This is a genomic window from Vibrio sp. 10N.247.311.51, from assembly GCF_041467855.1.
Classification (GTDB): Bacteria; Pseudomonadota; Gammaproteobacteria; order Enterobacterales; family Vibrionaceae; genus Vibrio; species Vibrio coralliirubri.
The window spans coordinates 13717-40578 of the sequence record NZ_JBFSVK010000014.1; the positions used below are offsets into that span (position 1 = coordinate 13717).

General features: G+C 44.0%; 25 protein-coding genes. 15 read left to right on the plus strand and 10 right to left on the minus strand.

The window, feature by feature from the left end:
• Positions 1 to 40: 40 nt before the first annotated feature.
• Positions 41 to 658: a thiamine phosphate synthase gene (gene thiE, locus AB6E85_RS13875; RefSeq protein WP_372143039.1), complete on the plus strand. Its 618-nt coding sequence runs from the start codon at positions 41 to 43 to the stop codon at positions 656 to 658.
• A 128-nt stretch (positions 659 to 786) separates the two neighbouring features.
• On the opposite strand, the gene AB6E85_RS13880 is transcribed toward thiE, so the two are convergent.
• Together AB6E85_RS13880 and AB6E85_RS13885 are read right to left on the minus strand one after the other, a co-directional pair.
• Complete coding sequence (locus AB6E85_RS13880) at positions 787 to 1131, minus strand: hypothetical protein (RefSeq protein WP_009844840.1); 345 nt, start codon at positions 1129 to 1131, stop codon at positions 787 to 789.
• A gap of 440 nt (positions 1132 to 1571) precedes the next feature.
• Complete coding sequence (locus AB6E85_RS13885; RefSeq protein ID WP_372143040.1) at positions 1572 to 2474, minus strand: LysR family transcriptional regulator; 903 nt, start codon at positions 2472 to 2474, stop codon at positions 1572 to 1574.
• A 138-nt stretch (positions 2475 to 2612) separates the two neighbouring features.
• Between AB6E85_RS13885 and AB6E85_RS13890 the strand changes: the two genes are divergently transcribed.
• From AB6E85_RS13890 to AB6E85_RS13910, 5 genes are all read left to right on the plus strand, one after another.
• On the plus strand, positions 2613 to 3041 hold the full coding sequence (locus tag AB6E85_RS13890) for a PACE efflux transporter (protein ID WP_081230335.1): 429 nt from the start codon (positions 2613 to 2615) through the stop codon (positions 3039 to 3041).
• A gap of 179 nt (positions 3042 to 3220) precedes the next feature.
• A complete protein-coding gene (locus tag AB6E85_RS13895) occupies positions 3221 to 4201 on the plus strand; it encodes a helix-turn-helix domain-containing protein (protein ID WP_372143090.1) in 981 nt (326 codons plus the stop codon).
• A gap of 237 nt (positions 4202 to 4438) precedes the next feature.
• Complete coding sequence (locus AB6E85_RS13900; RefSeq protein ID WP_372143041.1) at positions 4439 to 5818, plus strand: amidohydrolase family protein; 1380 nt, start codon at positions 4439 to 4441, stop codon at positions 5816 to 5818.
• 81 nt (positions 5819 to 5899) lie between these two features.
• A complete protein-coding gene (locus tag AB6E85_RS13905; RefSeq protein ID WP_050712419.1) occupies positions 5900 to 6559 on the plus strand; it encodes a DUF3299 domain-containing protein in 660 nt (219 codons plus the stop codon).
• 115 nt (positions 6560 to 6674) lie between these two features.
• Complete coding sequence (locus tag AB6E85_RS13910; protein ID WP_372143091.1) at positions 6675 to 7874, plus strand: carbohydrate porin; 1200 nt, start codon at positions 6675 to 6677, stop codon at positions 7872 to 7874.
• A gap of 96 nt (positions 7875 to 7970) precedes the next feature.
• Here AB6E85_RS13910 and AB6E85_RS13915 read toward each other — a convergent pair whose 3' ends face one another.
• Positions 7971 to 8438, minus strand: a complete 468-nt coding sequence (locus AB6E85_RS13915) for a hypothetical protein (RefSeq protein WP_004731619.1) — start codon at positions 8436 to 8438, stop codon at positions 7971 to 7973.
• Between the two features lie 343 nt (positions 8439 to 8781).
• Between AB6E85_RS13915 and AB6E85_RS13920 the strand changes: the two genes are divergently transcribed.
• A complete protein-coding gene (locus tag AB6E85_RS13920) occupies positions 8782 to 9786 on the plus strand; it encodes a Solitary outer membrane autotransporter beta-barrel domain (RefSeq protein ID WP_372078902.1) in 1005 nt (334 codons plus the stop codon).
• A gap of 118 nt (positions 9787 to 9904) precedes the next feature.
• Positions 9905 to 10966: a diguanylate cyclase gene (locus tag AB6E85_RS13925; protein WP_372143042.1), complete on the plus strand. Its 1062-nt coding sequence runs from the start codon at positions 9905 to 9907 to the stop codon at positions 10964 to 10966.
• A gap of 82 nt (positions 10967 to 11048) precedes the next feature.
• Here the strand turns inward: AB6E85_RS13925 and AB6E85_RS13930 are convergent, their stop codons facing one another.
• Positions 11049 to 12044, minus strand: a complete 996-nt coding sequence (locus AB6E85_RS13930) for a helix-turn-helix domain-containing protein (RefSeq protein WP_372143043.1) — start codon at positions 12042 to 12044, stop codon at positions 11049 to 11051.
• 158 nt (positions 12045 to 12202) lie between these two features.
• Here AB6E85_RS13930 and AB6E85_RS13935 point away from each other — a divergent pair, with 158 nt between their 5' ends.
• The 4 genes from AB6E85_RS13935 to AB6E85_RS13950 are packed head-to-tail and all read left to right on the plus strand — an operon-like array spanning position 12203 to position 16118.
• Positions 12203 to 13324 (plus strand): HlyD family secretion protein, encoded by a 1122-nt coding sequence (locus tag AB6E85_RS13935; RefSeq protein ID WP_017629920.1) that lies wholly within the window; start codon positions 12203 to 12205, stop codon positions 13322 to 13324.
• Complete coding sequence (locus AB6E85_RS13940; RefSeq protein ID WP_372143044.1) at positions 13314 to 14333, plus strand: DUF2955 domain-containing protein; 1020 nt, start codon at positions 13314 to 13316, stop codon at positions 14331 to 14333. The genes AB6E85_RS13935 and AB6E85_RS13940 overlap by 11 nt, the downstream gene beginning before the upstream one ends.
• A gap of 24 nt (positions 14334 to 14357) precedes the next feature.
• Positions 14358 to 15458, plus strand: coding sequence for an AI-2E family transporter (locus AB6E85_RS13945; RefSeq protein WP_372143045.1), 1101 nt, complete (start codon positions 14358 to 14360; stop codon positions 15456 to 15458).
• Positions 15459 to 16118: a potassium channel family protein gene (locus tag AB6E85_RS13950; protein ID WP_372143046.1), complete on the plus strand. Its 660-nt coding sequence runs from the start codon at positions 15459 to 15461 to the stop codon at positions 16116 to 16118.
• Positions 16119 to 16172: 54 nt separating this feature from the next.
• Here AB6E85_RS13950 and AB6E85_RS13955 read toward each other — a convergent pair whose 3' ends face one another.
• The 3 genes from AB6E85_RS13955 to AB6E85_RS13965 form a co-directional block, all read right to left on the minus strand.
• Positions 16173 to 17597 (minus strand): phosphomannomutase CpsG, encoded by a 1425-nt coding sequence (locus AB6E85_RS13955; RefSeq protein ID WP_372143047.1) that lies wholly within the window; start codon positions 17595 to 17597, stop codon positions 16173 to 16175.
• A gap of 15 nt (positions 17598 to 17612) precedes the next feature.
• Positions 17613 to 19148 carry a mannose-1-phosphate guanylyltransferase/mannose-6-phosphate isomerase gene (locus tag AB6E85_RS13960; RefSeq protein WP_372143092.1) on the minus strand — a complete coding sequence of 512 codons (1536 nt, stop codon included), beginning with the start codon at positions 19146 to 19148 and terminating at the stop codon, positions 17613 to 17615.
• Positions 19149 to 19272: 124 nt separating this feature from the next.
• Complete coding sequence (locus AB6E85_RS13965; protein WP_372143048.1) at positions 19273 to 20406, minus strand: mechanosensitive ion channel family protein; 1134 nt, start codon at positions 20404 to 20406, stop codon at positions 19273 to 19275.
• A gap of 186 nt (positions 20407 to 20592) precedes the next feature.
• On the opposite strand from AB6E85_RS13965, the gene AB6E85_RS13970 reads away from it, so the two are divergent.
• Together AB6E85_RS13970 and AB6E85_RS13975 are read left to right on the plus strand one after the other, a co-directional pair.
• The gene (locus AB6E85_RS13970) at positions 20593 to 21249 is read left to right on the plus strand and encodes a TrkA family potassium uptake protein (RefSeq protein WP_061038459.1); all 657 of its coding nucleotides are present in this window, start codon (positions 20593 to 20595) and stop codon (positions 21247 to 21249) included.
• A gap of 19 nt (positions 21250 to 21268) precedes the next feature.
• A complete protein-coding gene (locus AB6E85_RS13975; RefSeq protein WP_372143049.1) occupies positions 21269 to 22636 on the plus strand; it encodes a TrkH family potassium uptake protein in 1368 nt (455 codons plus the stop codon).
• 112 nt (positions 22637 to 22748) lie between these two features.
• Here AB6E85_RS13975 and msrB read toward each other — a convergent pair whose 3' ends face one another.
• Positions 22749 to 23891 carry a peptide-methionine (R)-S-oxide reductase MsrB gene (gene msrB, locus AB6E85_RS13980; RefSeq protein WP_372143050.1) on the minus strand — a complete coding sequence of 381 codons (1143 nt, stop codon included), beginning with the start codon at positions 23889 to 23891 and terminating at the stop codon, positions 22749 to 22751.
• Positions 23892 to 24091: 200 nt separating this feature from the next.
• Here msrB and AB6E85_RS13985 point away from each other — a divergent pair, with 200 nt between their 5' ends.
• Complete coding sequence (locus AB6E85_RS13985) at positions 24092 to 24490, plus strand: OsmC family protein (RefSeq protein ID WP_017068628.1); 399 nt, start codon at positions 24092 to 24094, stop codon at positions 24488 to 24490.
• A gap of 132 nt (positions 24491 to 24622) precedes the next feature.
• Here AB6E85_RS13985 and AB6E85_RS13990 read toward each other — a convergent pair whose 3' ends face one another.
• Positions 24623 to 25687 (minus strand): OmpA family protein, encoded by a 1065-nt coding sequence (locus AB6E85_RS13990; protein ID WP_372143051.1) that lies wholly within the window; start codon positions 25685 to 25687, stop codon positions 24623 to 24625.
• A 340-nt stretch (positions 25688 to 26027) separates the two neighbouring features.
• On the minus strand, positions 26028 to 26846 hold the full coding sequence (phnX, locus tag AB6E85_RS13995) for a phosphonoacetaldehyde hydrolase (protein WP_372143052.1): 819 nt from the start codon (positions 26844 to 26846) through the stop codon (positions 26028 to 26030).
• Between the last annotated feature and the right edge of the window lie 16 nt (positions 26847 to 26862).

Consider the following 26862-nt stretch of genomic DNA (forward strand, 5'->3'; position numbering starts at 1 on the left):
GTACAACGCCAATTTTAGACATCGACTCCAAAGGTACGATATGAACCCTTATAAGCTCTATTTAGTAACGGATGACCAGCAAGATTTAGAAACGCTTAAGTTTGTGGTTGAACAAGCGGTCGCTGGTGGCGTCACTATGGTTCAAGTAAGAGAGAAACATGGGGGTGTAAGAGCCTTCATTGAACGAGCACAAGCGGTAAAGTCGATTTTGGTTGGCTCAGGTGTTCCGCTGATCATCAATGACCGAGTGGACGTTGCATTGGCTGTCGACGCCGATGGTTTGCACTTAGGGCAATCGGATATGCCTGCAGAGTTAGCCCGCCAGTTGATAGGTCCAGATAAGATTCTTGGGTTATCAATTGAAACTGAACAGCAGTTACAACAAGCCGATAGCTTGCCGATTGATTACATTGGCCTTAGTGCGCTGTTTGCGACACCGACCAAGACAAACCTCAAGAAACACTGGGGTTACGAAGGTATTCAAATGGCGTTAGAAACGACCAAGCTACCGATTGTCGGTATTGGTGGAATTAACGAATCGAACATCCCGCAGTTAGTTGAGAGCGGTATTCATGGGTTAGCACTGGTATCTGCGATATGTCACGCTGAAGATCCAAAACAAGCGACGCGGGATCTGTTGTCTCTGATGGGAGAGTGAAGGGGTTATAGACTAGAAAACAAATGAGGTTAACCATTTGTTTTCTAGTTAAAGAACAGGCTAATAGAAAGGCTAAATTGGCCTATCGCTTGAGCTTTTAAGACAATTTATTTAATACACAGTTTGGTTTACTGAGCGCATAAAGCAACAGTACCGATGATCATAAGAACGATCGCGGCATACCAGCCGTATTGTGCGGTCTTATCAGCAACAAACACCTTAATGTAGTTGAGCTCTTCATGTGCCATTGCGATGAAGTCCGTGTAGTTAATCGATAACTCACGGCTAGCTTCTTTCAAGTCTTGCTGAAGTTTGTTGAAAGCCTCATCGATGAAACCTTTTGTTTCTGAAACAGACGGAGTAGCAACCAAAGTTAGGCTATTCCAAACCGCCATACGCGATTCATATTCGCTTTCACTGACACAATTAAGTACGCGTAAATCATACTCTCGTTTGTTACGCTCTTTACCCATTTTCTCAGGGCAAATATTTCTTAAAACGTTCACGACAAATTTTCCAAAAGGTTCATTTAGATATAAAAAAGCACTCGAAGAGCGCTCATAAACTGGGTGCGAATTAATATTCAAAAGTGATCTATTTGAAACCGGCATAAGCAACAGCAAGGCTGAGCGCTTATCTGGGTGATTTGAAGTTGGGTCAGTGGTGTTAAAGAGCGATTTGGGCCTGTCTATATTCGTTTGAAAAGACAAACCCGTTGGGATCGCAGTGTAGTTAGGTCACTTTGGGACATCAACTAGGGTGTTTTATCCACACGACAAAGATATTTATCGGCACGAAAAGCTGAAATGAGGTAGCGGTGGTGAGTTCAGCGCCGATATTGAATCTCTGAATTGACGACTTTTTCAAAAGTAGAGGGGCTTTAAAAACAGAGGAGCTTTAAAAATAGAAGAGGCTAGTTGGCTTGCCATTGATTGTATTGCAAAGAGTATCCTTCCAGCTTCTCAATGAGACTCGTAAGTACCGGGCCATTGATGTGACGGCGTGACACCAAGCATCCTACGGGAGTAATCCAGCCACCATGCTCGTGTGCAACAGGCAGAGCAACGAGTTCTCCTTTATTTATACCTTCCATTACCATCATTTCAGGCACATTTGCCCAACCTACGTTTTGTTCTACTAGGTCGATGATGGTTTTGTGAGTGTTGGCATACCAAAGCATCGAGCTTATGCCATAGGTGAACCACAGCTCACGTTGCTTTGAACTGCGATGCACACATTGGCGGTAACGCTTTAGATCTGAGTCTTGTACTACCGACATTTGGCTGAGTTCGTGGGTGGCGGAGCTAACCGTAAGAAAGCGGGCTTGACCCAGTAAGAAGAAGTCCATATCCACTTTAAGTTCACCATCCGCATAGATGATGCCAATCTGCGCTTCGCCACGTCTTACGAGGTCTTCCACATCGAAGGTTGAGGCCGTAATAATATCGAAGTGCGTGATTGGGAACTGATCGGCCAGTGAGCTGATTATCTTAATGAAATTCTTATCTATGACGCTTTCATCAACCGCAATGATCAGTTCGTGCTCATCTTCTTGTGTGAGCGATTCTACTTTTTGGTCGAAGTACTTTTGTTGGTCGAGAATCGACTTAGCGACAGGCAATAACGCTTTACCTGTGTTGGTCAAAACGGGGATGTTTTTCTCTCGGTTAAACAGCTCTTGGTCGATGGCAACTTCTAGGTTGGCGATCGACTGGCTGACCCCAGACTGAGCGCGTTTCAGTTTGCGAGCGGCGGCAGAGAAAGAGCCACTTTCACACACCGTGACGAAGACTTTTAATTGCTCAAAACTGTACATGTTATATCTCGCTCAATACCAAATGGGTTGATAACGTTCAGCCTATCACCAATCGTGATGGCTGTTAACTTTCTCTTATTATTTTCGATGACATAATCCGAACTAATTCAACCCAGACTAGATTATTTAGAGGAATGTATGAGTACTTTAGAAAGAGTGTTTCACTCAGTGTTATTTGAAGTTTTGGCCGTTACACTGTCAATTATAGGTTTAGCGATATTTACTGATCATGATGTGAATGCCTTATCAGGAACCATGATAGTTGTCGCGACAATCGCTATGATTTGGAATTATTGTTTTAACCGCATTTTTGATCGCTACTTTACGGGTGAAAAATCTCAGCGTTCACTTAAGCTGAGAATATTCCATGTCGTTTTGTTTGAAGTCGGCTTGTTAGTCGCAACCATTCCTGTGATGGCTTACTTACTCAACGTGGGATTGTGGCAGGCATTTTTGATGGATATCGGCGTTACGATTTTTATTACCATCTATGCGTTTGTGTTTAATCTGATTTACGATCATGTGCGAGCATTCTGGGTACGAAGAGCGAATTTAGCCGTTCAGTAATCTACCAAGTCAGTAAACACGAGCTTGGCCACTAACCGTTTGTTTATTCGTCATTTTGACGGAGACATTCGGTTAGTAGGCCTAGGTAACGCGGCGTTTGTTCTGCTATCTTAAAAAGGTGATAATTTGAGTTCGTGAACGAATAGATAAGGGAAAGGATGCCAAATACCCCTCAGATAATGACAGTTGTCGATAAGAAAGAAGTCGAATTGTTCGCGGAACTGTTCAAACATATTGATGGTGAAATCTACACCTTACTTCGCAGTGCCCAAATCCCTAATGATATTCTCACCAGTAATGACCATTACGATTATCTCCCTGAGACAACAGTTAAAAACGTGGTCAAGATTATGGGAGAGTCGGCGTCGAGAGAAGAGTTTTCGCTTTTTATGTGGAGCTTTTGTAAGCAAACCTATGTGCCAAGGTTTGTGGTTAAGCTAAGCCAACAGGATTCATTGAAAAGCGCGCTAGACCAATTTGGTGAGCAGCTGAAGCTCGTATCCAATGGTGCGAATGTCTATACCAAGCAATCCGGAGGCAAGTGGTGGTTGGTTCGCGAGAAGCCGTTTACTAACGCACCGTGGTTTAAGTTCGCTGAACTGTTCTCTGTTATTTTCATTAACGAGCTGCTTTCAGTATTAACACAAGGTCGTTGGAAGCCGTCTGAGGTCGGAATTCAAAATGGCGATCTCGAATGTTTTCAATCTCTACCACAAATGGGCAGTGCTCAGTTTTATACGCATAGACCGGTCACTGCCTTTGAGATCCCTGAAGACATCATGCTTGCACCGATTGTTTTACCCAAAATTGCTCAAGTATCAGATCTCACTAAGCCTTTACCTAGCTCATTCTTGAGCGCTTTTAAGCTTGTTATTACACCTTATCTCACGATGGGGAAACTCCCAATTAGCTTAGCTTCTGAGATTCTGAATATTCATGTCAGAACGATCCAGCGTCGGTTGGAAAGTGAAGGGGTGGTCTACAAAACCTTGATTGAAGAGATGGTTCTTGAGCAGGTTTTAAAATTGCTTAAGCAGTCCGATTTATCGATCACACAAGTAGGCGCGAAGATGGGCTATTCCGATTCTTCCCACTTTACCCGAGCCTTTAAACGACAGATGAACATGACGCCAAGACAGTACCGAAAAGAGCACAGCTAAAACCAGTAAGTAAAAACAGGAGCCTGCACGCAGAATTATTTATTGTCACCAAATGGCCATTTATCAACCTTGAATACTGGCAATATCACTACTAAGTTATTGAATGTGGATGAGTTGTTTTTTTTAGCGAGTTTCGCGACCAATAAAAACATCTTTGAAACCTCATGACACTCATTAGTAGTTACGGAATCGTTATGGGAAGTGGACGCCACTAACAAACGGAATCAAGGTGTAAAAATGAAAAATGCAGGCTTAAAGCTCTCTGTTGTTGCTCTTTCGTGTTCATTTGCTCTTTCTGCAAATGCCGCATCAACGCTATTTACTAACGTCGATGTGTTCAATGGTACTGAAAACAAATTGTACGAAGACCATCACGTATTAGTCGAAGATAATCTTATCAAACAAATCTCTGCGAGCCCGATCGAGGCTGGTGATGCTGTAGTGATTGACGGCGAAGGCAAAACGCTAATGCCGGGTTTAATCGAAGGCCACGGACACTTATTGCTTAACGGCGGTAACCTAAGCGACCACGAAAACAACCGAACGATTGAAGAACTGGCCGCGCGAGCGACAGTCAACGCGAACGCTGCGTTTCAATCAGGTTTCACCACGTGGCGTGATGCTGGTGGCTTGAATACTGGCTTACGTAAAACAATCGATTCTGGCATGTTGCCGGGCCCACGACTTTACACATCAGGCGCATTTATTGGCCCGACGGGTTCGCATGCCGATTTCAGTAACCTAACCACGGCTAACCAACACTTCTTTGGTTCATCAACCAGTATGGCTCGAAATAGCGTTAGCTTTAATGCCGACGGTATTACCGAAATCAAAGCCGCTGCTCGCCAAAACTTCAAGCAAGGCAATACGCAAATTAAGATCATGTCATCGGGTGGTGTTGCATCATCATTTGACCCTTGGCAGCTGAATGCGATGTCTGCGGAAGAAATTGAAGCTGCCGTGGAAATTGCTGATGCGTATGGCTCTTACGTGATGTCGCACGCCTACAGTAAAAAAGCGATCATGCGTAACTTGGATGCGGGTGTTAAAACAATCGAACACGGTTTCATGTTCGATAGCGATATCGCTGACAAGATGGAAGATAAAGACGCTTACATCACAACTAACATGACCGCGTTTTCACCTTACCTGACGCAGATCGAAGCGATCAACTCGAACCCTGCCTCTAAGCGTAAAGCGGAGTCGGCAACCAAAGCATTCAAAGACTACATATCGAACGTCAACAAGTACCAACCTAAATGGGGTTTCCACACCGACTGTGTTGGTGACGTGGTTTCTTGTATCAAACAAACTGACCATACGATCTTCCTTGCAGGTAAAGAGTTAGGCAACTTCTTCACTTTGAAAGGCATGACATCGGTAAACGGTGAGATCGTTAAGTTATCTGGCGTGATGGACCCATACCCAGAGGGCAAGTTGGGTGTGATTGAAGCGGGTGCATACGCTGATATCATTATTGTTGAAGGCAACCCACTTGAAGACTTGTCAGTGATTGGGGCAAACGAAAAATGGTTTGATGCAGAGCCGCGCAGCCCTGAAATCGACACCATTAAAGTCATCATGAAAGATGGCAAAGTCTACAAAAATACGCTGTAACTCAGTTCGACAACTTAGTTAAAAATTAAGCTTTAATGGGTGACCTATTTGGGTAGGTCACCTCTCTTCAAGGTGTTCCTTATGCAAAAAATGCTTTCTCTTATCCTGTCGGTGGCATCACTTGCGGCCGTTGCTTTACCTACTTTTGCTGAAACAGCGATGAATCTTGAGTGGCAAGACCTGAACTCAGAGTCTCACGAAATGAAAGTAGAAATGCCGGATCTCACCGATCAACAAATGCGTCTATTACAAGGTGTGATAGCAATGAGTGCATCAGAGGAAGAGCAAGCTCAACAACAGGCTTTATTATTCAAACAAACGCTAAAAGAGCAGGGTGTAGACGCAGACGAAATGATCGCGCTGCGTGATGAATACATGCAAACCATGAAAGCAAACGCCGAAGCCATCACGACAGAGTTTGATGGCAAGAAAGTGCGAGTTCCCGGTTTCATTGTTCCACTGGAATTTTCAGAAGGAATGACAGCTACAGAGTTTCTGTTAGTGCCCGTGGCGGGTGCGTGTATTCACATGCCACCACCACCTGCAAACCAGATTGTGCGCGTGTCTTTCCCTGAAGGCTTTCAGGTACAAAATGTTCAGTACCCAGTGTGGGTAGAAGGTGACTTTAGCTCGAACAAAGTGACTGAAGAGGTCTTCCTAGTCGATGGCAAAAGTAACCTCACTATGGGTTATGAAATGAAAGCTTCGATGATCGAAGACTATTATGAAAAAGAAAATTAATGGTTGTCATCAAATGACAATTTTCAATGTGAGTAATAACTAAAATAAAACTAACTTAAAAAGCACTGGTGACATGATGAACTCAAGATTCTCTAAAGTAAGTATGGCAATTGTGATGGCAGCGAGCACAATGAGCGGCGTTGTTTACGGCGCTAACTTTGAAGGCCCAGATTCTGTTGAAAATACAATTGCAGAGCAGAAAGCACAAAAGAAATCTTGGAGGGAGTCATTAGCTGAAGATGGTTTTACATTTGGTGCAGATTACTTTGCTTTGGGGCTGACCTCTGGGGATGGGGTTGGCGGCGATAGCGTTGATGCATCGTCGGGTGTGGCACGATTATACGGTTCATGGCATCTATTAGGTAAGGGCACACAGAACTCAGGTAGCCTGGTTTGGAAGGTGGAACATAGGCATGCTTATGGTGATACTGCGCCAAAAGACTATTCATTCGGCCCTCTTGGCTATGTTGGTGCAATTGGCCCTGCATACAGTGACCAAGGGTTTCGTGTTACGGACTTAAACTGGAAGCAAAAAATCAATGATGGCAAAGGGACTATTGTTGTCGGTTGGCAGGATGTAACGAACTATGCAGATGTTTACGCTCTAGCAAGCCCATGGTCTGGTTTTACTAATTTAGCATTCTCGACAGGCTCTGGTGCGATGGGCTTACCTGATGATGGTGTACTTGCGCTTTCTGCTGGTCATATGTTGGGCGAGAATTTTTATGTCGTCGGTGGTATCGCGGATGCAAATGGTCAGTCAGATGATATTTTTGATGGCTTTGATACCGCTTTTGGCAGCGATGCCTCTTACTTTACCACACTGGAATTAGGCTGGACGGCTTCGCAAGAGCAGATCTACACCGATAACTTCCATGTGACTTTCTGGGATTTTGGTGACGATACGCGCCACAGTAATAGCCTTGCTGCGGAAGGTGGCTCGGGCGTTAACTTTTCATGGAGTCAGTTCATGACTGATCAAGTGATGCCGTTTGTACGTGGTGGCTTCTCTGAAGGGGATGTTGCCCTTTACGATAAGTCGATTTCTGTTGGTATGGGTTACTTTGGATTAGGAAAACCGACCAACAACCTTGGTGTAGCGCTAAACTGGGCAGAAGTGAATGGTGACTCTTTTGCAGCTGATGCGAAAGCAATAAGCGGTAGCACAGAGCAATGGACTGCTGAGATCTACTACAACATGCAGTTTGGTGACCATTTCCAAGTAACGCCTGACATCCAGTACATAAAGGATCCTGCATTCTCCAATGAAAGCAGCGCTTGGGTGTTTGGTATTAGAGCGAGAGTATTTATCTAACAGCTCTGCTTGTTAATCGCTGAAACGTAAAGAATAGATGTAAAAAGTGAGCCTTGATAGGCTCACTTTTTTGTCTTAGGTCTGTATCAAAAGCGACTATGCTTTTTCGGCTTTGGGCGTGTCATCAAGTGCGAAGTAGATTTTTGAAACAATAATCTCTGCGACCAAAATAGTGAATACCACAGCGAAGAACGCCACCACACCATTCCAAGGCCCTGTGAAGTCTACCTTGTCTCCAAATAAGATATTGATGGCTTCCAACATCACAAACTTAGAGCCCACCAAAATCACGTAACTGGATAAACCGCGATAAATCTTAGGTGCAGTCCCCGGTTTAGATTTGAAGTAATCCGCCAGCTTATGTTCTAAGCCGATAGACAATTTGAGCAGGAGTTGTAGCAGAATCGCAGCTGCAAATGAGATGGTGAATGATTCGATATTGACGAAGTCCCAGTATTCATCAAAAAAATTAAGAACCGTTAAATCGACGAGTACCGCAAGCGTGTATCCGACAAAGAGTCGTTGGGGCGTATTAAATCCATATACTTTTTCTATATTGCTCATCTACTTCTTCCTGAGTAAAGGGTTATAAAAAACTTAGGAGTTAATCTTATAATTTTCAAACGCTTATTGTTTTATATGCGAAACAGGTCTTAAAGTCGGCTTGGCGCATTATGGTAAGTAAGGGTTTTAAGAATGATCCAAGATAAGACTCCAATTTAGACAGAGGCGCATATGATTATTCATTTTAGAATCCAAGACGTAGAAGAGCTTTGGGGATCCATCGATTTGGCAACGCTCTTGCAGTTGGAACTGAGAGCAGTATCAACCACACCGTTAACTCTCTGATTGAAATAGTTAAGTTACCAATTACACTTGAAGCATAAGTTTGAATGGAGTCAACTTAATGCTTTCACCCCAATCGCTGTATTCCTCTTCTATTGTTCTGATCTTAACTGGCCTTTTTTCATCCTCGGCCTATGCCTCAAATGAAGCGATTCAAAATCGTTTAGAGAAGATCTTCGCGGCTTCTATTGCGTTGACTGACAGTGATGCAGTTTCTATTGGCTTTGTTGATTTTGATCCTAATTCATTTATCAATTTGAACGACAATGGTTTTGGCTCCGATAAAACCATCGATACTCGAAGTCAAGTGAGTGTGGGCTCCATTCCTTATTCTTCGGTGATTAACACCGATGACCCTGATCTTGACCTTATTTGGTCTGTGCGAGGGTCTTATGCGCTTTCTGAGCAGGATATTGAAATCTCATCAGATGTGACCTCTGATCGTCGTGTGAATCCGAATAAAGACTCAGTATTAGGCCTGTATGGCTTTTTCGGGGTTCAAAATCATTTAACCCAACGTTGGTCTATCGCGTATGGCTTAGGCACTCACTTGCTCTATTACCGCAATAAATACGAATACAACAACAGCTACTCTCAAGCATTTCAGTCTCAGCTAGACGGCTACGCGCTAAATACTTCAGCATGGGCATTGATTGGTGAGCCGTCGGTAAAACTCAAGTATTTAAAGAAGCAAGAGTGGGGAAGCTGGAATGTCTCTTCTAGAGTGCGTTATTTCTATGGGACTGGATGGGGTGAAGCGAACGATGGTGATATCGGTAACCCTGAAGGGATGCGATTTATTAATGAACTAGAGTTTAGGCAAAATGTCGCGCTCGATGCTTGGTCGTTAAACAACCCTCAGGTCCACTATAACTTTAGAAGAATCGATATAGCGGGGGATTTAACGGATCCTTTAGATACACACTATTACTATGAATTTGGCGCTGGGTTGGTGTTCGATGTCCCTTATGACTCTTACTTTTTTGATAACTTTGGCATCGGCATTAACTTCAATTATGGCAGTTCACTCAGTGGTGGTAGTTTGCTCTTCTTACTCAATAATTAGCATAAGTTGTTGATCTTCAAAGTACTCATATAATTTGAATTTGTATGTGTCGTAAAATGGTAAATATCTTAATCAAAACTTAGCCATCATAGTCATTCGCCCATCACCAGAGCAAACTATGAACAAGTTAAGTTATGACCGAAAAATGCCGCTATACGTGGTGTCTGCACTTGTCCTCAATATGGCATTTAGCTTGTGGTTGCTGAGTATTGCTTCTACGCCAGCCATGGTTTTTTCGGTGTGCGCGTTGTTTTTACTTAGCACTCTGATTACCGCACGTCTTTATCGACATGAAATGGCTCAAAGCAAGAATAACTTGTCGGAAGCGATCATTGATGGTGTCGCAGGTTTTATCGTCCTCGATAGTCAATTGAGGGTCATACAAGTGAATCAACAATTCTCACGAGTTTCAGGTTATGCCTTTGACCAAGTCGAATCTCGTCCGATTTCTGATCTCTGTTTTATGAATAACAGCAGTCTAATTGCGACCATTACTCGCTCACTTAAAGAAAACCAGAGATGGAAAGGTGAGTTGAGTGGCGTAAGTCGACTTGGTGAGCAGTTTACCGTTAACGTTGTGGTAGAAAAGCTAACTGAAATTCTGCCGCACAATAACAAGTACGTGGTGACCTTTACGGATATTAGCCGACGTAAGATATTGGAGCGTCGATTAAGAATGCTGGTGGAAACGGATTCACTGACAGGGTGCTGGAATCGACGCCGCTTTGATAACGACTTAAAACATTATTCAAACCTAGCGGAGCGTTATGGTTACACGCATTCCTGTCTGGCGTTGATCGATTTAGATCACTTCAAGGCCATCAATGATAATCACGGTCATGACCAAGGTGATTCAGCGCTGAAAGAGGTCGCAGAACTGTTGAGAAACAATAGTCGAGACACTGACATCGTCGCGCTAGTAGGCGGAGAAGAGTTCGCTATCTTGATGCCTGAAACCAATTTGGCAGAAGCGTTTGAGGCGATGTATCGATTGAAAGAAGTGATTACCAAAGGAACAACATTGAACCTGACTGTGAGCAGTGGTGTGTCTGAAATACAGGCGCAAGCCGAAGCGACCTATCGCAGTGCAGATAAGGCACTTTACCGCGCTAAAGGTAACGGGCGAAATAGAGTGTGTAGTTCTAGCTTAGGCTACCCGACAGCTATCGTTTTAGGGTAGCTGAATATGGTGTTACCACCATTCTCTTCCCTTTCTGGAGCAACTATCTTCAGGTGGGGAAGGGATTCTGGTAGGAAGGTTTCTAGCCAGAGATTGAGCGTTGATAAATTTTTGGCGTCAGTCCTGAAACGCGCTTAAAAGCACGTGAGAAATGCGAAATGTTGGTGTAACCCAATTGGCTAGAGATGTAGGTAAGGGTGTGGCCCTCTTCCATCAGCTCACAGGCTACGGAAAACATCAGGTTCTCTTTAATTTTTCGATAGGTCGTGTTTTCGTTTTTAAGCTTACGTTGAAAGGTTCTCACTGAGAAATTAAGCAGCTCTGCCGCCTCTTCAAGCGAGAGGTCTTGCTCTTTCATATAGGGTTGGAGCAGTTCATAAACGCTGTCGGTAAAACTGGTGTGCCATTCAACGATAGCAGGCTTATTACTTAAGTCTTTAGCTGTGAGGCGAATTGGCAGTTGTAGAATCTCATCTGGGATCATCACGGCGGTTGAACTGTGGTCAATAAACAACTGGCAATTGCTCGGAACCAAGGTTTTGACGATATCGGTGTCATGCCCTTGCAAACGTAACTTGGTAGGTTGCCAAGGCGATTGAGATAAAATCGTGATCAGCTCAATGATGTAGGTGATGGCAAACACTTCGCCCCATTGGAACATAGATGAAGGCTCGTCTCGCGATGTTCGGCAAAACCAGCTCTGCCCGTGTTCGACGACGAAATCGACACTGCTGCCTGGCGAGTCATAAGCGAAGATTGTGTTGATGTGTTTTAACGAGTCGCCAATGGTTTCGAACTCGGTAAATTGATGCAAGACATTTGGGATGATTCTTCGTCTAAATGCAAGACCAAGTACATCCGTAAATCGGGAAACGCCCAATTGTGATGAGGTCAGATAAATCAATCGTTTGATGGATTCCGACGGCACAAAGTCACTCTCTGACTCAATAAGATCAGGTGGTAGGCCCGAGTCTTCGAGCAGTTTGTGTAGGTCTAACCCATAGTCAGTAAATATTTGGACTAAGATCTTGGCGTAACTGGTTTGTATAACGGGTACTTGATAAGAGCTGTTGGCCATGATCAATCAATCCTTGTGCATTGATACATAATTGGACGTGCATATCATTTACGACACTTTGTTTAGTAAATCTAACCCTATTTACTTGAGTTTTCCATGGTCAGGTTTATTTTTAAGATATTAATTTTGTTGATGTTAGTTATTGAGAAGGGAGTTCCATGTCTGAAGTTAAAGGGAACAAGCAAGACGACAATGAAGAAAGTAGCCAACCAGAGAATGGCAAGGATAAGGTAAGAAAGGTAACCAACTACCTGCTTGGGTTTGTGGCATTCACGCTGCTGTTCAGCATTGTTGCTGATCGAATTATACCGATCACCGATAATGCTCGCGTGAAGGGTTACATCGTTCCTATTAAGCCTGAAGTGTCAGGCAAAGTGCTTGATATCTTAGTTAAGCCGAATCAATTGGTTAATCAAGGTGACACACTCGCGATTCTTGATGAATCAGATTACCGAATTGCGGTGCAACAAGCCGAGCAAAATCTTGAGATTGCAGGGCAAAATGTTGGAGCTCAAACTGCCAACATCGCTTCAGCACAAGCCAAATTAACCTCTGCTCTGGTCGAGAAACAAAACACTCAGCTACAAGCCAAACGTGTGTTGGAAATGGCTGAAAAAGGTGTGATGTCTAAGTCGGATGCTGATGAGGCGAGAGCGGCATTAGCAACTTCTCGCGCTGGTGTGACAAACGCTGAAGCGGATTTGGAGCGTGCCAAGCAGCAGATGGGTAAAGAGGGTGAAGAGAACAGCCAAGTGAAAGCGGCATTATTGGCGTTGGAACAGGCTCAGCTCAACCTTGAACGTACCGTTATCAAAGCACCGACTCAAGGCGGTGTTTCTAACTTTAGCCTTTCTGAAGGCTTCTATGCTTCTGCAGGACAAGCGATCATGACGTTTGTATCCACAGAAGACATCTGGATCGAAGCTTATTATCGTGAAAACAGCTTAGGTAATGTTGCGGTGGGTGATGAAGTGGAAGTCGCGCTTGATTTTGCTCCGGGTCAAATTGTCAAAGGCCGTGTCAGCAGCATCGATTGGGGTGTGGATTGGGGGCAGAACGATCAAGCGGGTAAGCTTGCTCAAGCTAGCCAACAAACGGGCTGGTTGCGCCAGACTCAAATGCTTCCAATCACTATCGAATTTGAACGTGACACCATGCAAGGCATGTTACGTGTCGGTGGTCAGGCAGATGTGATTGTTTATAGCGGCGATAACTTTGTTTTCAATGCGATAGGCAAGCTTTGGATTCGATTTATTAGCGTATTGTCTTATGTCCGATAAGCCCGTACTCGACCAACAAACACAGCAACGGATCCTGCGATATACCGTCGGGGTCACGTTGGCTGTCTTTTTGGCGGCGTGGATTAACTGGCCACTTGCGTTCGTCGCACCGGTATTCACCGCTAAGTTTTTAATCGACAAACCTAATTTGCATAAAGAAACCGTTTACGAGCTTTTGTTGGCGGTGGTTGCCACTATGGCGTTAGGTTTGTTGTTGTCTCGTGGTATTACGCATTATCCCATCCCTCTGTTGATATTGGTGGGTTTGATGATGCTGTGGGGCTATTACTTGTTTGTTGACCCTAAATGGAATCTGTTCGCTACCGTCTTATTAATTGCTGTATTGATGCTGCCATTCATGGCGATTGATAACCCAGGTGTTTCTGTACTACTGGCATCAGGTTTGGCAACCTCGGGTGTGGTTTCAGTCATGATCTTTGCTTTGGTACATGTGTTTTTCCCTGAACCTAAGTCAGAGTTTTCCGGTTTTGCGGCAGCGCCACTTGATAAGAAGCAGCGTTGGTATGCGGCCTTTAGGGCGATGATTATCTCTTACCCTGTTGTGTGTTTTTTCTTTATTTTTCAAATCTCTGAAGCGTTACTGACAATGATGTTTATTGCATTGTTATCGTTAATGATTACGTCAGAGAAATCGATAAAGTTGAGTGCGTTTCTGGTGATCAGTAATGGTATTGGGGGCTTGTTAGCGATTGCGGCTTTCTCAATTCTTTCTATTGTTCCTAATATTGTCTTCTATTCTTTGTTTATTGGTTTGATCGCCATTCTTATGGCGACCAAGATATATACCGTTCCAGAAAAAGCGCCGATTTTCGCGACTGCATTCAGTACTTTATTAGTGCTGGTCGGGAGCACATTGATGAGCTCAGGCGATATCGACAGCAACACATTTATACGCATATTCCAATTAGTGTTGATTGGAATTTATATGATTTTGGCTTCGCTCTTCCTTGAAACTAGGAATTGGAAGTTTTTACAAAACCAGACTTAATTTTTGCCCTAACAAGGACGTCCCATGAAGTTAACCGATGATTTTTCTAAACAGGCGATTGATGCCGCAATAAAGATTGCTGCCATTGCGATGCTAGTCTATTGGTGTTTTTCAATTCTACGCCCATTCATTCTATTGGTAGTGTGGGGTGCGATTATTGCGACTGCGCTTTATCCAGTAGCGGTGGCGATTTCAAATAAAACCGGAATGTCGAAAGGTAAAGCCAGCGCATTATTGAGCTTTATTGGTGTGTTGTTGCTGTTGATTCCTTTAGTCGCTCTTTCATCAGGCATCTACACCAGTGCATCCGACTTAATGACAGGGCTTCAGGACGGAACCTTGTCTCTGCCGAAACCAAAAGAGTCCTTACAAGAGATCCCGTTCATCGGTGAAAAAGTGTATGCCGCCTTGGTTCATGCCTCTTCAAATATTGAGGGGGTGTTTATTAAGTATGCGGAAGAACTTAAGGTATTTGCTACTAAAGCGGCTTCGATATTAGGTTCTCTTGGCGGTGGCTTTATTCAATTTATTATCTCGACCATTATTGCTGGCGCATTTATGAGTAATGCCGACAAATGTCAAACGGGTGTAACGCACTTAGTGGCTCGCTTAACGGATGGCAAAGGTGTTGAACTGGTGCAACTGTCTAAGACAACGGTACGCAGCGTAGTTCAAGGTGTGATAGGTGTTGCTGTCATTCAGTCTATTATGTCAGCAATTGGTCTAGTCATTGCAGGCGTACCTGCTGCCGCGTTATGGGCGCTGGCGGTATTGTTAATTGCAATTATTCAACTTCCACCGATTCTGGCTCTGTTACCTGCAATTATCTACATGTTCAGCGTTGAATCAACGTTGGCTGCTAGCTTGTTCTTGGTGTGGTGTATTCTGGTGAGTGGTAGTGACGCTATCTTGAAACCTGTACTACTGAGCCGCGGTTCTCATATTCCAATGCTGGTTATTTTATTGGGTGCACTTGGCGGAATGGCCATGTCAGGAATTGTCGGTTTGTTTGTCGGTGCAGTTGTCCTGAGCTTGACCTATGAGCTGATGATGGCGTGGCTTGGGCTTGAAGATAAAAACCAAGAAGAAGCTGAGGCAAAGCAAGCAGAGACCGAGGAGGAATAGATGAAGGCAGTCTCGAAAGACGACAACTTCTACTTCTTATTTTATGCATTGTTGGTGTTGTTTTTTGGTTGCGCGGTGATGCAGCAGTTTTATCCGCAAGGCCAAAAAACGATTCTATTTTTGATCATCATTACCTTAGCGGTTTCGATTGTCGGCATTCATAAAGAGCGTTCTTTGTATCGCTCTTGGTATGGGTTGTTGTTAATAACCGCATCGGTGTCGGGTGTGTTTTCTTTCTTAGAAGGCTACAACCTATCGATTGTTACACTAACTGCCTTGGCCATCTTTCTGTTTTCACATATTTACTCGGCTTTAAGGCAGGTAATACAAGCTAAAACCGTCACACCCAATCACATCATAGGTTCCATTTGTATTTATTTGCTATTGGGTTTCGCGTGGTCGACTATCTATCTGTTAATTTTAGAGATCTTCCCAAACGCATTTAATGGTTTAGAAGAACAAATTTGGCTAACAAACTTGTTTAATGCGATGTATTTCAGCTTTATCACTTTGACAACGGTAGGGTATGGAGACATTTCACCCGCTTTACCGATTGCTCAATTTTTTGTGTTTATGGAATCGATAATTGGTAGTTTTTACTTGGCCATCATGGTGGCGAGTTTGGTGAGCATTCGACTTGCACAGTCTCAGTCCCAATAGATCATTTACAAACAAGCCTAGCAATTGTGAGTGACCCCATAAAGTTGGACAAGTCTATTTGATGAGGCTAAGTAGCTCTTTTACTATTTGTGATAGTAGAATTTTATCTTGTCTGGTTTCTACATTAAGGCGTATTAATGGCTCGGTATTGGACTTTCTTAAGTTGAAGCGCCATGTGCCCATATTGACGCTGATCCCGTCTGTGTGATCGATCTCAACGGCATTATCTCGGTAGTGCGATAACACGCAAGCCATGACCTGCTCTGGGTCTGATACTCTTCGATTGATCTCCCCGGAAGAGGGGAATCTATCTATACTGGTACTCGTCAATTGGTGAAGAGATTGTTGAGTTTTCGACATTAGTTCGATAACCAATAGCCAAGGAATCATGCCTGAATCGCAATATCCAAAATCACGAAAATAATGGTGCGCACTCATTTCGCCACCATAGACGGCATTTGTTTCACGCATCTTCTCTTTAATAAGTGCGTGTCCTGCTTTAATTCCAATCGCTTTTCCACCATGCGTGTTAGCGATTTCGATTGTGTTCCATGTCATGCGCATATCGTGCAATACAGTCGCGTTAGGCTGTTTGACCAAGAATGCTTCAGCAAGCAACCCGACAATGTAATAACCCTCTATGTAATTGCCTTGCCCATCAAAGAAAAAGCATCGGTCGAAGTCTCCATCCCAAGCAATTCCAAGGTTGGCAGAATGCTCTAGAACGGCATCTCGAGTGACTGCTTGGTTCTCTCTAATTAAAGGGTTTGGAATACCATGTGGGAAGTTTCCATCAGGGGTATGATGAACCTTGATGAAGGTGATAGGGGCACCGAGTTCGTTAAATTTATTCTCTAAAGCATCAATGATATGTCCTGCAACGCCGTTTCCTGCGTTAACCACAATCTTCATTGGCGAAAGCTCAGAAGGTGATATATACGAGAGTAGGTGGTCTACATAAGGGGCGAGAATACTGGTCGATCTACTAGAGTTACTTGGTTGTGCATGAACGAACGGTAAATTGCAGTTAAGCTCTTGATTAAGTTCTTCAATGCGTCGTTTTATTTCATCTAAACCACTGTCTTTACTGATAGGGCTAGCGTCTACTCCGACCAATTTCATGCCGTTGTAATTGATTGGGTTGTGGCTAGCTGTAATTTGTATTCCGCCAATCGCTTTTAGGTAACGAGTCGCAAAGTAGACCTCTTCAGTGCCAGTCATACCTAGATCAATTACGGTAACCCCTGACTCGATCAAGCCTTTGGTCATGGCTTCTTGTAATGACAGGGAGGTTTTGCGGTTATCACGACCAATCACTACCTGCGCCAAGCCATCAAGTGAGGTTTCAGGCTTAGCGGACAGGACGTATTCGCCAAATGCCTTACCGAGCAGGTAGGCGAGTGGCTCATTGATTTGCTTACCAATGACGCCGCGGATATCGTTGTTCTTAAAGCTGCTCAGGTCTAATGTTGGTTTCATCGATTTGTCGCTGCTTTATTTGGTTTGGTTGTGCTTTGATAAGTGGACTTGTTGCTTGCTTATGTCTCGCCCATAGCTGTCTTGATATCGAATGATGTCGTCTTCACTTAAATGACTGCCTGTTTGTACTTCAATCATCTCGAGTGGGAGATCCCCTGGGTTCTCTAGGCTGTGAATATGTCCTAAAGGGATGTAAGTGGATTGATCTTCTTCAACCAGGTAAGTTTTCTCATCGTTGGTCACTTTCGCAGTACCCGCCACGACTACCCAATGTTCCGCTCTATGGTGGTGCATTTGTAACGACAACTTGTGACCGGGTTTTACGGTGATACGTTTAACTTTGTCGCGCTTGCCTAGGTCTATAACATCGTATTTACCCCAAGGTCTAAACACCTCACGATGATGTACATGTTCTGTGCGACCCGCTTGATTTAGTTGACTGACAATCGATTTAACACCCTGAACCTTGTCTTTTTTCACAACCAATATAGCGTCTTTGGTTTCAACAATAATCAGGTTATCAACGCCTACCGTAGCAACCAACTTGTTTTCAGCATGGATGTAGTTGTGCTGAGAGTCGACGGTTAACACATCACCTTCAATGACGTTATTGTGCTCATCTTTTTCGCTTACATCCCAGATCGCGGACCATGAGCCAATATCGTTCCAGCCGACATCCATCGGGATCACCGCGGCGTGTGAGGTCTTTTCCATCACGGCGTAATCGATTGAATCACTCGGACTGCTTTTGAATGCTTCAGCGTCTATACGGATAAAGTCGAGGTCGGTATTTTGCTTTGCAAGAGCGAGTTTACAAGCCGCTAATATCTCAGGGTGGTGTTCGGCGAGTTCTTCAACATAGCGTGATGCCTTAAACATGAACATGCCACTGTTCCATAAGTATTGTTCTGAGCGGATGTACTCTTCTGCTGTTGCTGTATCTGGCTTTTCTACAAAACACTCTATGGCGTAGGCATGATTGATTGGCTGCTCTGTCCCATTAGTATCAGTTTGAACACTGGAGGAAAGAGGCTCTCCCTGCTTGATATAGCCATAACCAGTCTCTGGGGCGTCAGGTGTTATGCCGAATGTCACCAGTTTGCCTTGTTTTGCATAATCAACACCACGACTAATCGCTTGTTGGAATTCAGAGGTTTTCGCGATGTGATGATCAGCAGCCAGCACTAACAAGATAGGATCGGATGCGCTTTGTTCATTAAGCGCTGGTTTACTTAAAGCCTTTAGGGCGGCAAGCGCAATAGCTGGGGCTGTGTTTCTACCGACTGGCTCTAACAGTATTCCACTGTGTTGGATATTGGATGCCCGAGCTTGTTCAGCGGCAATAAAGCGATGTTCTTCATTACAGATAATGAATGGGGCATCGCATTTACTATCCATCAAGTGCTCTTCAAGACCTTGCAGGCGTTGAAGCGTTTGCTGAAGCATTGACTGTTCACCGGCAATATTGAGAAATTGCTTAGGGTAAAGCTCGCGAGACAGTGGCCAGAGACGACTTCCGGAGCCGCCGGCTAGAATGACAGGTAAAATCATAGCGTGGTAATTAGGTGCATTTGAATACTTGCGCCATGTTACCACGCTTCACTCTGTTTATTTATCGATAACCAGTTTACTTATCATTAACCAACTTACTTCTCGACAATCAATATGGGCTTGGCTATTGATGACCTTCCGGGGCGGAAGTGATCATACTTTGAGCCTCACCAAGAGCGTGAGTTTCACCAAAGCCCTGAGGATCGATTTTGAGTGTTTGTGTTGGGAAGGCGATATCTGCATTGTGCTGATGAATAATCGCTAACACTTGCAACAGGACATCTTGTTTAACTTCGTGGTATCTCACCCAGTTGACTGTTTTTGTGAAGGTGTAGATAAAGAAGTTAAGTGTTGACGGCCCAAACTTATCAAAGTTAACGATCAGCGTTTGTTTGGCATCGATATCTGGGTGCGTTTCAAGCATGGCTTTTACGTCATCCACGATCAGAGCCAGTTTGTTTGCATCTTGGTAACGCAGCCCAAAAGTCTCATTGATTCTGCGGTTCAACATTCTTGATGGGTTCTCGACCACAATGTTACTGAACACAGAATTCGGTACGTACAAAGGACGTTTATCAAAGGTACGAATGATGGTCATACGCCAGCCTATGCGTTCTACAGTGCCTTCGATTTGACGATCGGGAGAGCGTATCCAGTCGCCGACTTTAAAAGGGCGATCGAAGTAAATCATCATGCCACCGAAGAAGTTCGACAGTAAGTCCTTAGCCGCTAAACCGACGATCAAGCCACCAACACCACCAAAGGTAAGTAAACCGGAAAGGCTGAGCCCAAACGCCTGCATGATGGTTAGGCCGCCCATCACCATAAAGAACAAGCGAGCGACTTTCGCTATAGCTTGCACTGTGGTTTCGTCTCTGGTTTTTTGCTCTAAGACATACGCTTCAGTGTTAGTGATCATTCGTAAGGTAAACCAAACGAAGGTACAGATAATCAATATGTGCTTAAGAGTTTTTAACCAGTTGATTTCATTACCAAACTGGTCTTGAAGGATTAGCCCGACAGATACTGTAGCAGGCCAACACCAAAGTAATGTGCTGACTGGGGTTTTCAGTGCTTCTAGTAGCAAATCATCCCAGTGGAAAGGGGTTTTCTGAACCAGAATTTCTAAGCGATTATGGATAATTCGCCAAGCTACCCAAGCGAGAAAACTCGCAATAGTGATGAATAGGACGCTGTTTGCCCAATCACTATGGCTCTGGTTGATGTAGGCTTGTACTTGGGTTATGAATTCATTCATTGTGTGTGCTGCCGCAGAAATTATGAATTGGAAATTAGCAGAAACTCGAGTTGTTCTCTACCTTTATAAATCAAGCGATTATGACAATAGTATAACCTTATTCTTGCAGAACTAACTTTTTTTGAGATAGAAACTAATGTAGGTTTGGCTATCCCGTGTAATTAAAATTTCTAAACAGGATTTCAAATGAGCGACAAACAATATGCAGTTATCGGTTTAGGGCGATTTGGTTTATCTGTTTGCAAAGAGCTACAAAGTTCAGGCGCACAGGTACTCGCCGTCGATATTGATGAAGAGCGAGTGAAAGAAGCGGCGGCTTTTGTTTCACAAGCGATTGTTGCGAACTGTACAAGCGAGGAGACCGTCAAAGAGTTAAGACTCGACGATTACGACATGGTGATGGTGTCGATTGGCTCTGATGTTAACTCCAGTATTCTTACTACGCTGGTGGTAAAAGAGTCAGGCGCAAAAGCTGTTTGGGTTAAGGCGAACGATAAGTTTCACGGCAAGATTCTCTCTAAGATTGGTGCTGACCATATCATTATGCCTGAACGAGATATGGGCATTCGTGTTGCGCGTAAAATGTTGGATAGACGCGTTCTTGAGTTTATCGATCTTGGCAGCGGTTTAGCGATGACGGAGATTGTTATTGGTTCCAATTTGTTGGGTAAGAAACTTGGTGACCTTAAGCTGTGTAAAGAAAATGGTGTTGAGGTACTTGGCTTTAAGCGAGGACCGAGCCTCACTAAAGCACCAGAACTGGATGTGAGTTTAGAAATTGGGGATGTGGTGATCATCGCTGGGCCGAAAGAGACCTTATCTAGAAAGCTACGCAATTGGTAATTGGCAATAAGGTAACAGTATGAATTCGTTAAAACGAAAAGGTACTTTCTACACGCTTAAGAGTGATAAAAAGCCACGTAAAGGCTCTGAACCTAAGATTATCCTTACGAGTTTCTTAGGCGTACTTATCCCCTCTGCAATATTGTTGACGATGCCTGTATTCTCTGTGACAGGCCTAAGTTTTACGGATGCACTGTTTACAGCAACCTCGGCGATCAGTGTGACAGGATTAGGTGTTGTCGATACTGGTGAGCATTTCACCTTGGCGGGAAAAATCTTATTGATGTTCTTGATGCAAGTCGGCGGGTTAGGGCAGATGACGCTATCTGCGGTACTGCTTTACATGTTCGGTGTTAGGTTAAGCCTTAAACAACAAGCACTCGCGAAAGAAGCGCTTGGCCAAGATCGTAAGATTAACCTTCGCAAATTAGTTAAGAAGATCATCATCTTTGCATTAGTCGCTGAATTTATCGGTTTTGTATTGCTCTGCTTCCGCTGGGTACCTGAGATGGGATGGCCAACGGGTAGCTTTTATGCGCTTTTTCATGCGATATCAGCATTCAATAACGCAGGTTTTGCACTGTTTTCAGACAGTATGATGAGTTTTGTTGATGATCCATTGGTGATCTTTACCTTAGCGGGTCTGTTCATTTTTGGTGGCTTAGGTTTTACGGTAGTCGGCGACCTATCGAGTAACTGGCGTAAAGGTTTTCGACATCTTCATTTACACACCAAGATTATGCTAACCGCCACTCCGACTCTATTGCTAGTGGGTACGGTATTGTTCTGGCTGTTGGAAAGAAATAACTCAGCAACCATGGAAGGGCTATCGACTCAAGGACAGTGGCTAGCCGCATTTTTCCAGTCGGCAAGTGCTCGTACTGCTGGCTTTAATAGTGTGGATTTGTCTCAGTACACTCAGTCTGCATTGTTGGTAATGATTGTACTGATGTTGATTGGTGCAGGTTCTACCTCTACAGGTGGTGGTATTAAGGTTTCGACCTTTGCAGTCGCCTTTGTCGCAACATGGACCTTCCTACGTCAGAAAAAGCATGTAGTGATGTTTAAGCGAACCGTAACTTGGCAAGCGGTAACAAAGTCATTGGCCATTATTGTGGTAAGTGGGGCGTTATTAACCACCGCGATGTTTTTGTTAATGCTTACTGAAAAGGCAGCGTTTGATCGAGTCATGTTTGAGGTGATTTCAGCCTTTGCAACGGTTGGCTTAACAGCCGGTTTAACCGCAAACCTGACTGAGCCAGGTAAATACATCATGATTGTTGTTATGGTGATTGGACGTATCGGTCCTTTGACCTTGGCTTATATGTTAGCTCGCCCAGAACCTTCCTTGTTGAAATACCCAGAAGACACGGTGTTAACGGGTTAATAAGATGAACAGGCTGATAAATAAAGCTCTGTAAATGGAGCTCTGTCAATAAAAACAAAGCCAGCGATATGCTGGCTTTGTTGTCATAGGCTGTTCGTTAAATGCTGAATGCTTAGCCCTCAAACATCTCAACGTATTCCTCGTAGCCTTCTTCTGTTAATTTATCCGCTGGGATAAAGCGCATTGCGGCTGAGTTCATGCAGTAACGTAACCCTGTTGGTTTTGGACCATCTTTAAATACATGTCCTAGGTGGGAATCGCCAAACTTACTGCGAACCTCTGTTCTTGGGTAAAGCAGCTTGTAGTCAGTAGTTGTAACGACATAAGCTTCGCTGATTGGCTGTGTAAAGCTCGGCCAGCCTGTACCTGACTTGTATTTGTCTTTTGAAGAGAACAATGGCTCCCCAGTTACGATATCAACGTAAATACCTTCTTGCTTGTTATCCCAGTATTTGTTGTCAAACGGGCGCTCTGTTGCATCGTCTTGTGTTACATCGTACTGCAGTGAGGTTAGCTTCGCTTTGATCTCTGCATCAGACGGCTTGACGTAGGTCTTAGCATTAGCTGTCGCATTTTTGCTGTCGATGATCTGACGGATAGTTTGTGGATTCTCTTTTCTATCGTCACCGAAGATCTTATCTAGGTACTGATCGCGGCCGGAAGCATAGCGGTAGTAGTTATAACGAACTTTACTCTTCTTGTAATAGTCTTGGTGGTAGTATTCCGCTGGCCAGAATTTTTCAAATTCAATCAGTTCTGTTTTTAGTGGTTCACCAAAGATATTAGCTTTGTCGATCTCCATCATGAAGTTCTGAGCAACATCTTTTTGTGCTTGGTTATGATAGAAAATAGCTGGTCGATAATGACGGCCTCGGTCTACAAAAGAGCCTTTGTCATCGGTTGGGTCGATGTGTCTGAAGAATTGGTCAAGAACCTGTTCATAGCTAACAACATCAGGGTTGTAAGTCACGTTGATCACTTCGATGTGACCAGACTTGCCTGAGGATACTTGTTTGTAGGTTGGGTTTTCTAGTTCACCACCAGAGTACCCAGAGATAACGTCGGTGACGCCTGTCAGCTTTTCTAGGTCGGATTCTGTACACCAAAAACAACCACCAGCCAGTGTCGCGATTTCACTTTTACCTGAATTAGCTGTTTTATCCATTGTATTGGCAGTGCCAGTCTGGCTTACAAACAGCGAAATCAGTGGTAGCGCAACCACGAGTGATACCAATATTTTAGATAATTTATTCATAGATACCTCATCTTGACGTTCTTCTCATTCGATTTTGAATGTACGAATAGAGACAGGTTTTAGATGGAAAAAATTGCATCATTCATGAAAAAAATATGTCATTGAGAAAATCTTGCTCATAAATGCCGCCAGTAGTAGGGTGTAGGCATTGATGTAAAATAATAGATAATGATGACGTTTTCGTACATCTAAGGATCAACATGCAAGCAGAAGTTAAATGGGTCGAAGGCTTTAAATTCCTAGGTCAATCTCAATCAGGTCACTCTGTCGTGATGGATGGAAGTGGTGGTGCTACTGCGCCAAGCCCGATGGAAATGGTGTTAATGGCTGCTGGTGGTTGTAGCTCTGTTGATGTGGTTGATGGTTTGAAATCTGCAGGCCAGAACATCACAGGCTGTAATGCAAAACTTGAAACAACACGTCGTGAAACCGCGCCAAAAATCTTTACCGTGATTAATATTCATTTTGAAGTATCGGGTGACAACCTTGATCCTGAGCTTGTTGCTAAAGTCTGTGCGGATTCATTAGAGAAATACTGTTCAGTATGTCTGATGCTCGGTGCTGGCGTAGAGATGACCCACAGCTGGGAAATCGTTTAGCCTTCTGATTGTATACCTTGGCGATAGGCTAATGTTTACGGCTTACGGTGTATGAGTAGAGCCAGACAAAGAAAAGGGCGGAGCACTTTACAGTGTTCCGCCCTTAATTATTCTCGCTAGAGTAGAGTGCTATTATTCAGCTGTTTCTACAATAACTTCTTCCATTTGCGCTTCTTCTTGGTATTCGAAGCTTGGGATTGTTGCGTCAACACGACGGTTTTGCGCACGACCCTCGGCAGTATCGTTTGTTGCTACTGGGTTTTCTTCACCTTCACCTGTAGCCGTAATACGGTCTGCTTCAATACCTTGCTCTTCGATGTATGCAGCTACAGCGGCAGCACGTTTCTTAGAGATCATCATGTTGTACTCAGCTGCACCTGTTGAATCGGTGTGGCCAACGACATTGACTGACGATTGAGGGTAAGTTTGCAGCACTTCTACTAGTGGCATTAGAGCAGTTTCACCCTCAGTAGACAGTTCAGTGCTGTTTGTCTCAAACATGCCTTGAGAGAAGCTTTCAGTTTGCGCTTTAATTACAACAGTCTCTTCTTCAACCACAACGGCTTCCGGTTCTGCAATTGGTTCAGCTGGAGCCTGTGTTACCGCTGCCGCAGTAGCTACTGTTGCGGCTGAAGCTGTCGTGTTACCTGTACCGAAATTGTAGCTTAGACCAATGGTAACAAGGTTAGAGTTAAGGTCTTGGATAATCTTATCATCAAAATCATCGAAGTATTGGTATTCCACTCTCACTGCCCAGTCGTCGGCAAACTGTTTCTCAGCACCGATACCTAGAGCCAGTACAACATCGTCTTCATCATCGTGCATGATGTAAGCAGGACCTGCTTTGAAGAAGATATCAAATTGTTGTTTAATCGCTAGTCGATACATTGGGCTCAAAGAAATGGCTACGATAGAATCGCTGTATCTTTGAGTCGCTCCGTTGTTGTTAAAGTTGGTGTCATAATCACCTAAATAATCTGCATTCAATTCTAGAGCAATGTTATCGGTAAAGTTGTAACCACCGTAAATACCGCCAGCAACTGAATCATCTTCACAATCAACGTTGTCGACACAAGCGCTGTCTAGCCACCCCATGCCAACTTTTGCGCCTACGTATGTCGTTGCGGCAATTGAAGGAGCAGCAGCGAAACCTGAAGCAGCTATTACTGCACACATGATTTTTGACAGTCTTTTCATAATCTTATCCTTGGATTAACTCTTATTGTTATCTGAATGAGCCTTTAAAGCGACGACTTACTGATTGGGACACTGCAGCAGTAAGTCGTTCAAGGCTTAGATTCAGGTCGAACCTATCTTGGAACTGTTTTTACATTGTTAGTGTAGTTGCTTATTGGGGTCAATGAAGTTGTTAAAATTTATATATTTAAGGTGCTATTTACAGAGGTTTTTGTCAATTAATTGTTGTCTCAAATATTGGAAACGAAGAAACCTCGTATCATTTTTAGGTGATACGAGGTTTCTTTTTGTGTGTGCGGATTATTGGGCTATAGGCCCTGATTTGCGGAAGTTACAGGAGTTATGGGCGCTCACCGGCTAACAAACGTTTTTCAATATCTGCAATCACACCTGGTAGGTCTGCAATGGTATCGATTAGGTAGTGTGGGTTTGATTTGTTTAGCTTAACGCTTGCTTTTTCACGTGCAGCCGCAAGTGTTGTCTCGTCTGCATCTAAATATTCTTGATACGTTAAGCCTGCTTCGTTCCCCGATAATACAAGTCCAACCGTCCACATGCCTGCGTTGTGACCTTCATCGATCCCTGGTGCTGCATCGTCTACTTTTACACACGCAGCAACGCTAGTTACACCTAGGTCGATTACGTTTTTCAGTGCCATAAATGGAGCAGGGCGACCACCTTGAGGTAAGTCATCGGTCGCTACCACGTTATCTGGTCGGTAACCGTAATCTGCAGCGGCAGGAATTAAAACATCCATCACTTCACGTGGGTAACCTGAACAAGAGCCGATCTTCACGTTCTTCTCTTTTAGGTTATTGACCACTTCTATCGCATTCAAAATAGGTGCTGCGTGATCGGCTACTTTCGCTTTTTGAAGAGGCATGAATGCCGCGTAGAGCGCGTCAACGTCTTCACTTGTCATCGAGCGTCCAAACTGAGCCTTCCAACGAGCGTCAACAGCTGGAATTCGACCCACTGCTTGGATGTGGTCCCATTTGCCGATCCCCATAGGTTCACGCGCTTCTGCTAAGTCGATATCAAAGTCGAAACCTTGTCTGAATGCTTCAACGAAAATACTGGTTGGAGCAAATGATCCAAAATCAAGGATAGTGCCAGCCCAGTCAAAGATAACCGCTTGGATAGGTGATGTTGTGTTCATAGTCGTGTCCTATTTC

Excerpts from the sequence above, each read along its gene's own strand:
- thiE (WP_372143039.1), top strand. The coding sequence starts at position 41 with ATGAACCCTTATAAGCTCTATTTAGTAACGGATGACCAGCAAGATTTA.
- AB6E85_RS13880 (WP_009844840.1), bottom strand. The coding sequence starts at position 1,131 with ATGGGTAAAGAGCGTAACAAACGAGAGTATGATTTACGCGTACTTAAT.
- AB6E85_RS13885 (WP_372143040.1), bottom strand. The coding sequence starts at position 2,474 with ATGTACAGTTTTGAGCAATTAAAAGTCTTCGTCACGGTGTGTGAAAGT.
- AB6E85_RS13890 (WP_081230335.1), top strand. The coding sequence starts at position 2,613 with ATGAGTACTTTAGAAAGAGTGTTTCACTCAGTGTTATTTGAAGTTTTG.
- AB6E85_RS13895 (WP_372143090.1), top strand. The coding sequence starts at position 3,221 with ATGACAGTTGTCGATAAGAAAGAAGTCGAATTGTTCGCGGAACTGTTC.
- AB6E85_RS13900 (WP_372143041.1), top strand. The coding sequence starts at position 4,439 with ATGAAAAATGCAGGCTTAAAGCTCTCTGTTGTTGCTCTTTCGTGTTCA.
- AB6E85_RS13905 (WP_050712419.1), top strand. The coding sequence starts at position 5,900 with ATGCAAAAAATGCTTTCTCTTATCCTGTCGGTGGCATCACTTGCGGCC.
- AB6E85_RS13910 (WP_372143091.1), top strand. The coding sequence starts at position 6,675 with ATGGCAGCGAGCACAATGAGCGGCGTTGTTTACGGCGCTAACTTTGAA.
- AB6E85_RS13915 (WP_004731619.1), bottom strand. The coding sequence starts at position 8,438 with ATGAGCAATATAGAAAAAGTATATGGATTTAATACGCCCCAACGACTC.
- AB6E85_RS13920 (WP_372078902.1), top strand. The coding sequence starts at position 8,782 with ATGCTTTCACCCCAATCGCTGTATTCCTCTTCTATTGTTCTGATCTTA.
- AB6E85_RS13925 (WP_372143042.1), top strand. The coding sequence starts at position 9,905 with ATGAACAAGTTAAGTTATGACCGAAAAATGCCGCTATACGTGGTGTCT.
- AB6E85_RS13930 (WP_372143043.1), bottom strand. The coding sequence starts at position 12,044 with ATGGCCAACAGCTCTTATCAAGTACCCGTTATACAAACCAGTTACGCC.
- AB6E85_RS13935 (WP_017629920.1), top strand. The coding sequence starts at position 12,203 with ATGTCTGAAGTTAAAGGGAACAAGCAAGACGACAATGAAGAAAGTAGC.
- AB6E85_RS13940 (WP_372143044.1), top strand. The coding sequence starts at position 13,314 with ATGTCCGATAAGCCCGTACTCGACCAACAAACACAGCAACGGATCCTG.
- AB6E85_RS13945 (WP_372143045.1), top strand. The coding sequence starts at position 14,358 with ATGAAGTTAACCGATGATTTTTCTAAACAGGCGATTGATGCCGCAATA.
- AB6E85_RS13950 (WP_372143046.1), top strand. The coding sequence starts at position 15,459 with ATGAAGGCAGTCTCGAAAGACGACAACTTCTACTTCTTATTTTATGCA.
- AB6E85_RS13955 (WP_372143047.1), bottom strand. The coding sequence starts at position 17,597 with ATGAAACCAACATTAGACCTGAGCAGCTTTAAGAACAACGATATCCGC.
- AB6E85_RS13960 (WP_372143092.1), bottom strand. The coding sequence starts at position 19,148 with ATGATTTTACCTGTCATTCTAGCCGGCGGCTCCGGAAGTCGTCTCTGG.
- AB6E85_RS13965 (WP_372143048.1), bottom strand. The coding sequence starts at position 20,406 with ATGAATGAATTCATAACCCAAGTACAAGCCTACATCAACCAGAGCCAT.
- AB6E85_RS13970 (WP_061038459.1), top strand. The coding sequence starts at position 20,593 with ATGAGCGACAAACAATATGCAGTTATCGGTTTAGGGCGATTTGGTTTA.
- AB6E85_RS13975 (WP_372143049.1), top strand. The coding sequence starts at position 21,269 with ATGAATTCGTTAAAACGAAAAGGTACTTTCTACACGCTTAAGAGTGAT.
- msrB (WP_372143050.1), bottom strand. The coding sequence starts at position 23,891 with ATGAATAAATTATCTAAAATATTGGTATCACTCGTGGTTGCGCTACCA.
- AB6E85_RS13985 (WP_017068628.1), top strand. The coding sequence starts at position 24,092 with ATGCAAGCAGAAGTTAAATGGGTCGAAGGCTTTAAATTCCTAGGTCAA.
- AB6E85_RS13990 (WP_372143051.1), bottom strand. The coding sequence starts at position 25,687 with ATGAAAAGACTGTCAAAAATCATGTGTGCAGTAATAGCTGCTTCAGGT.
- phnX (WP_372143052.1), bottom strand. The coding sequence starts at position 26,846 with ATGAACACAACATCACCTATCCAAGCGGTTATCTTTGACTGGGCTGGC.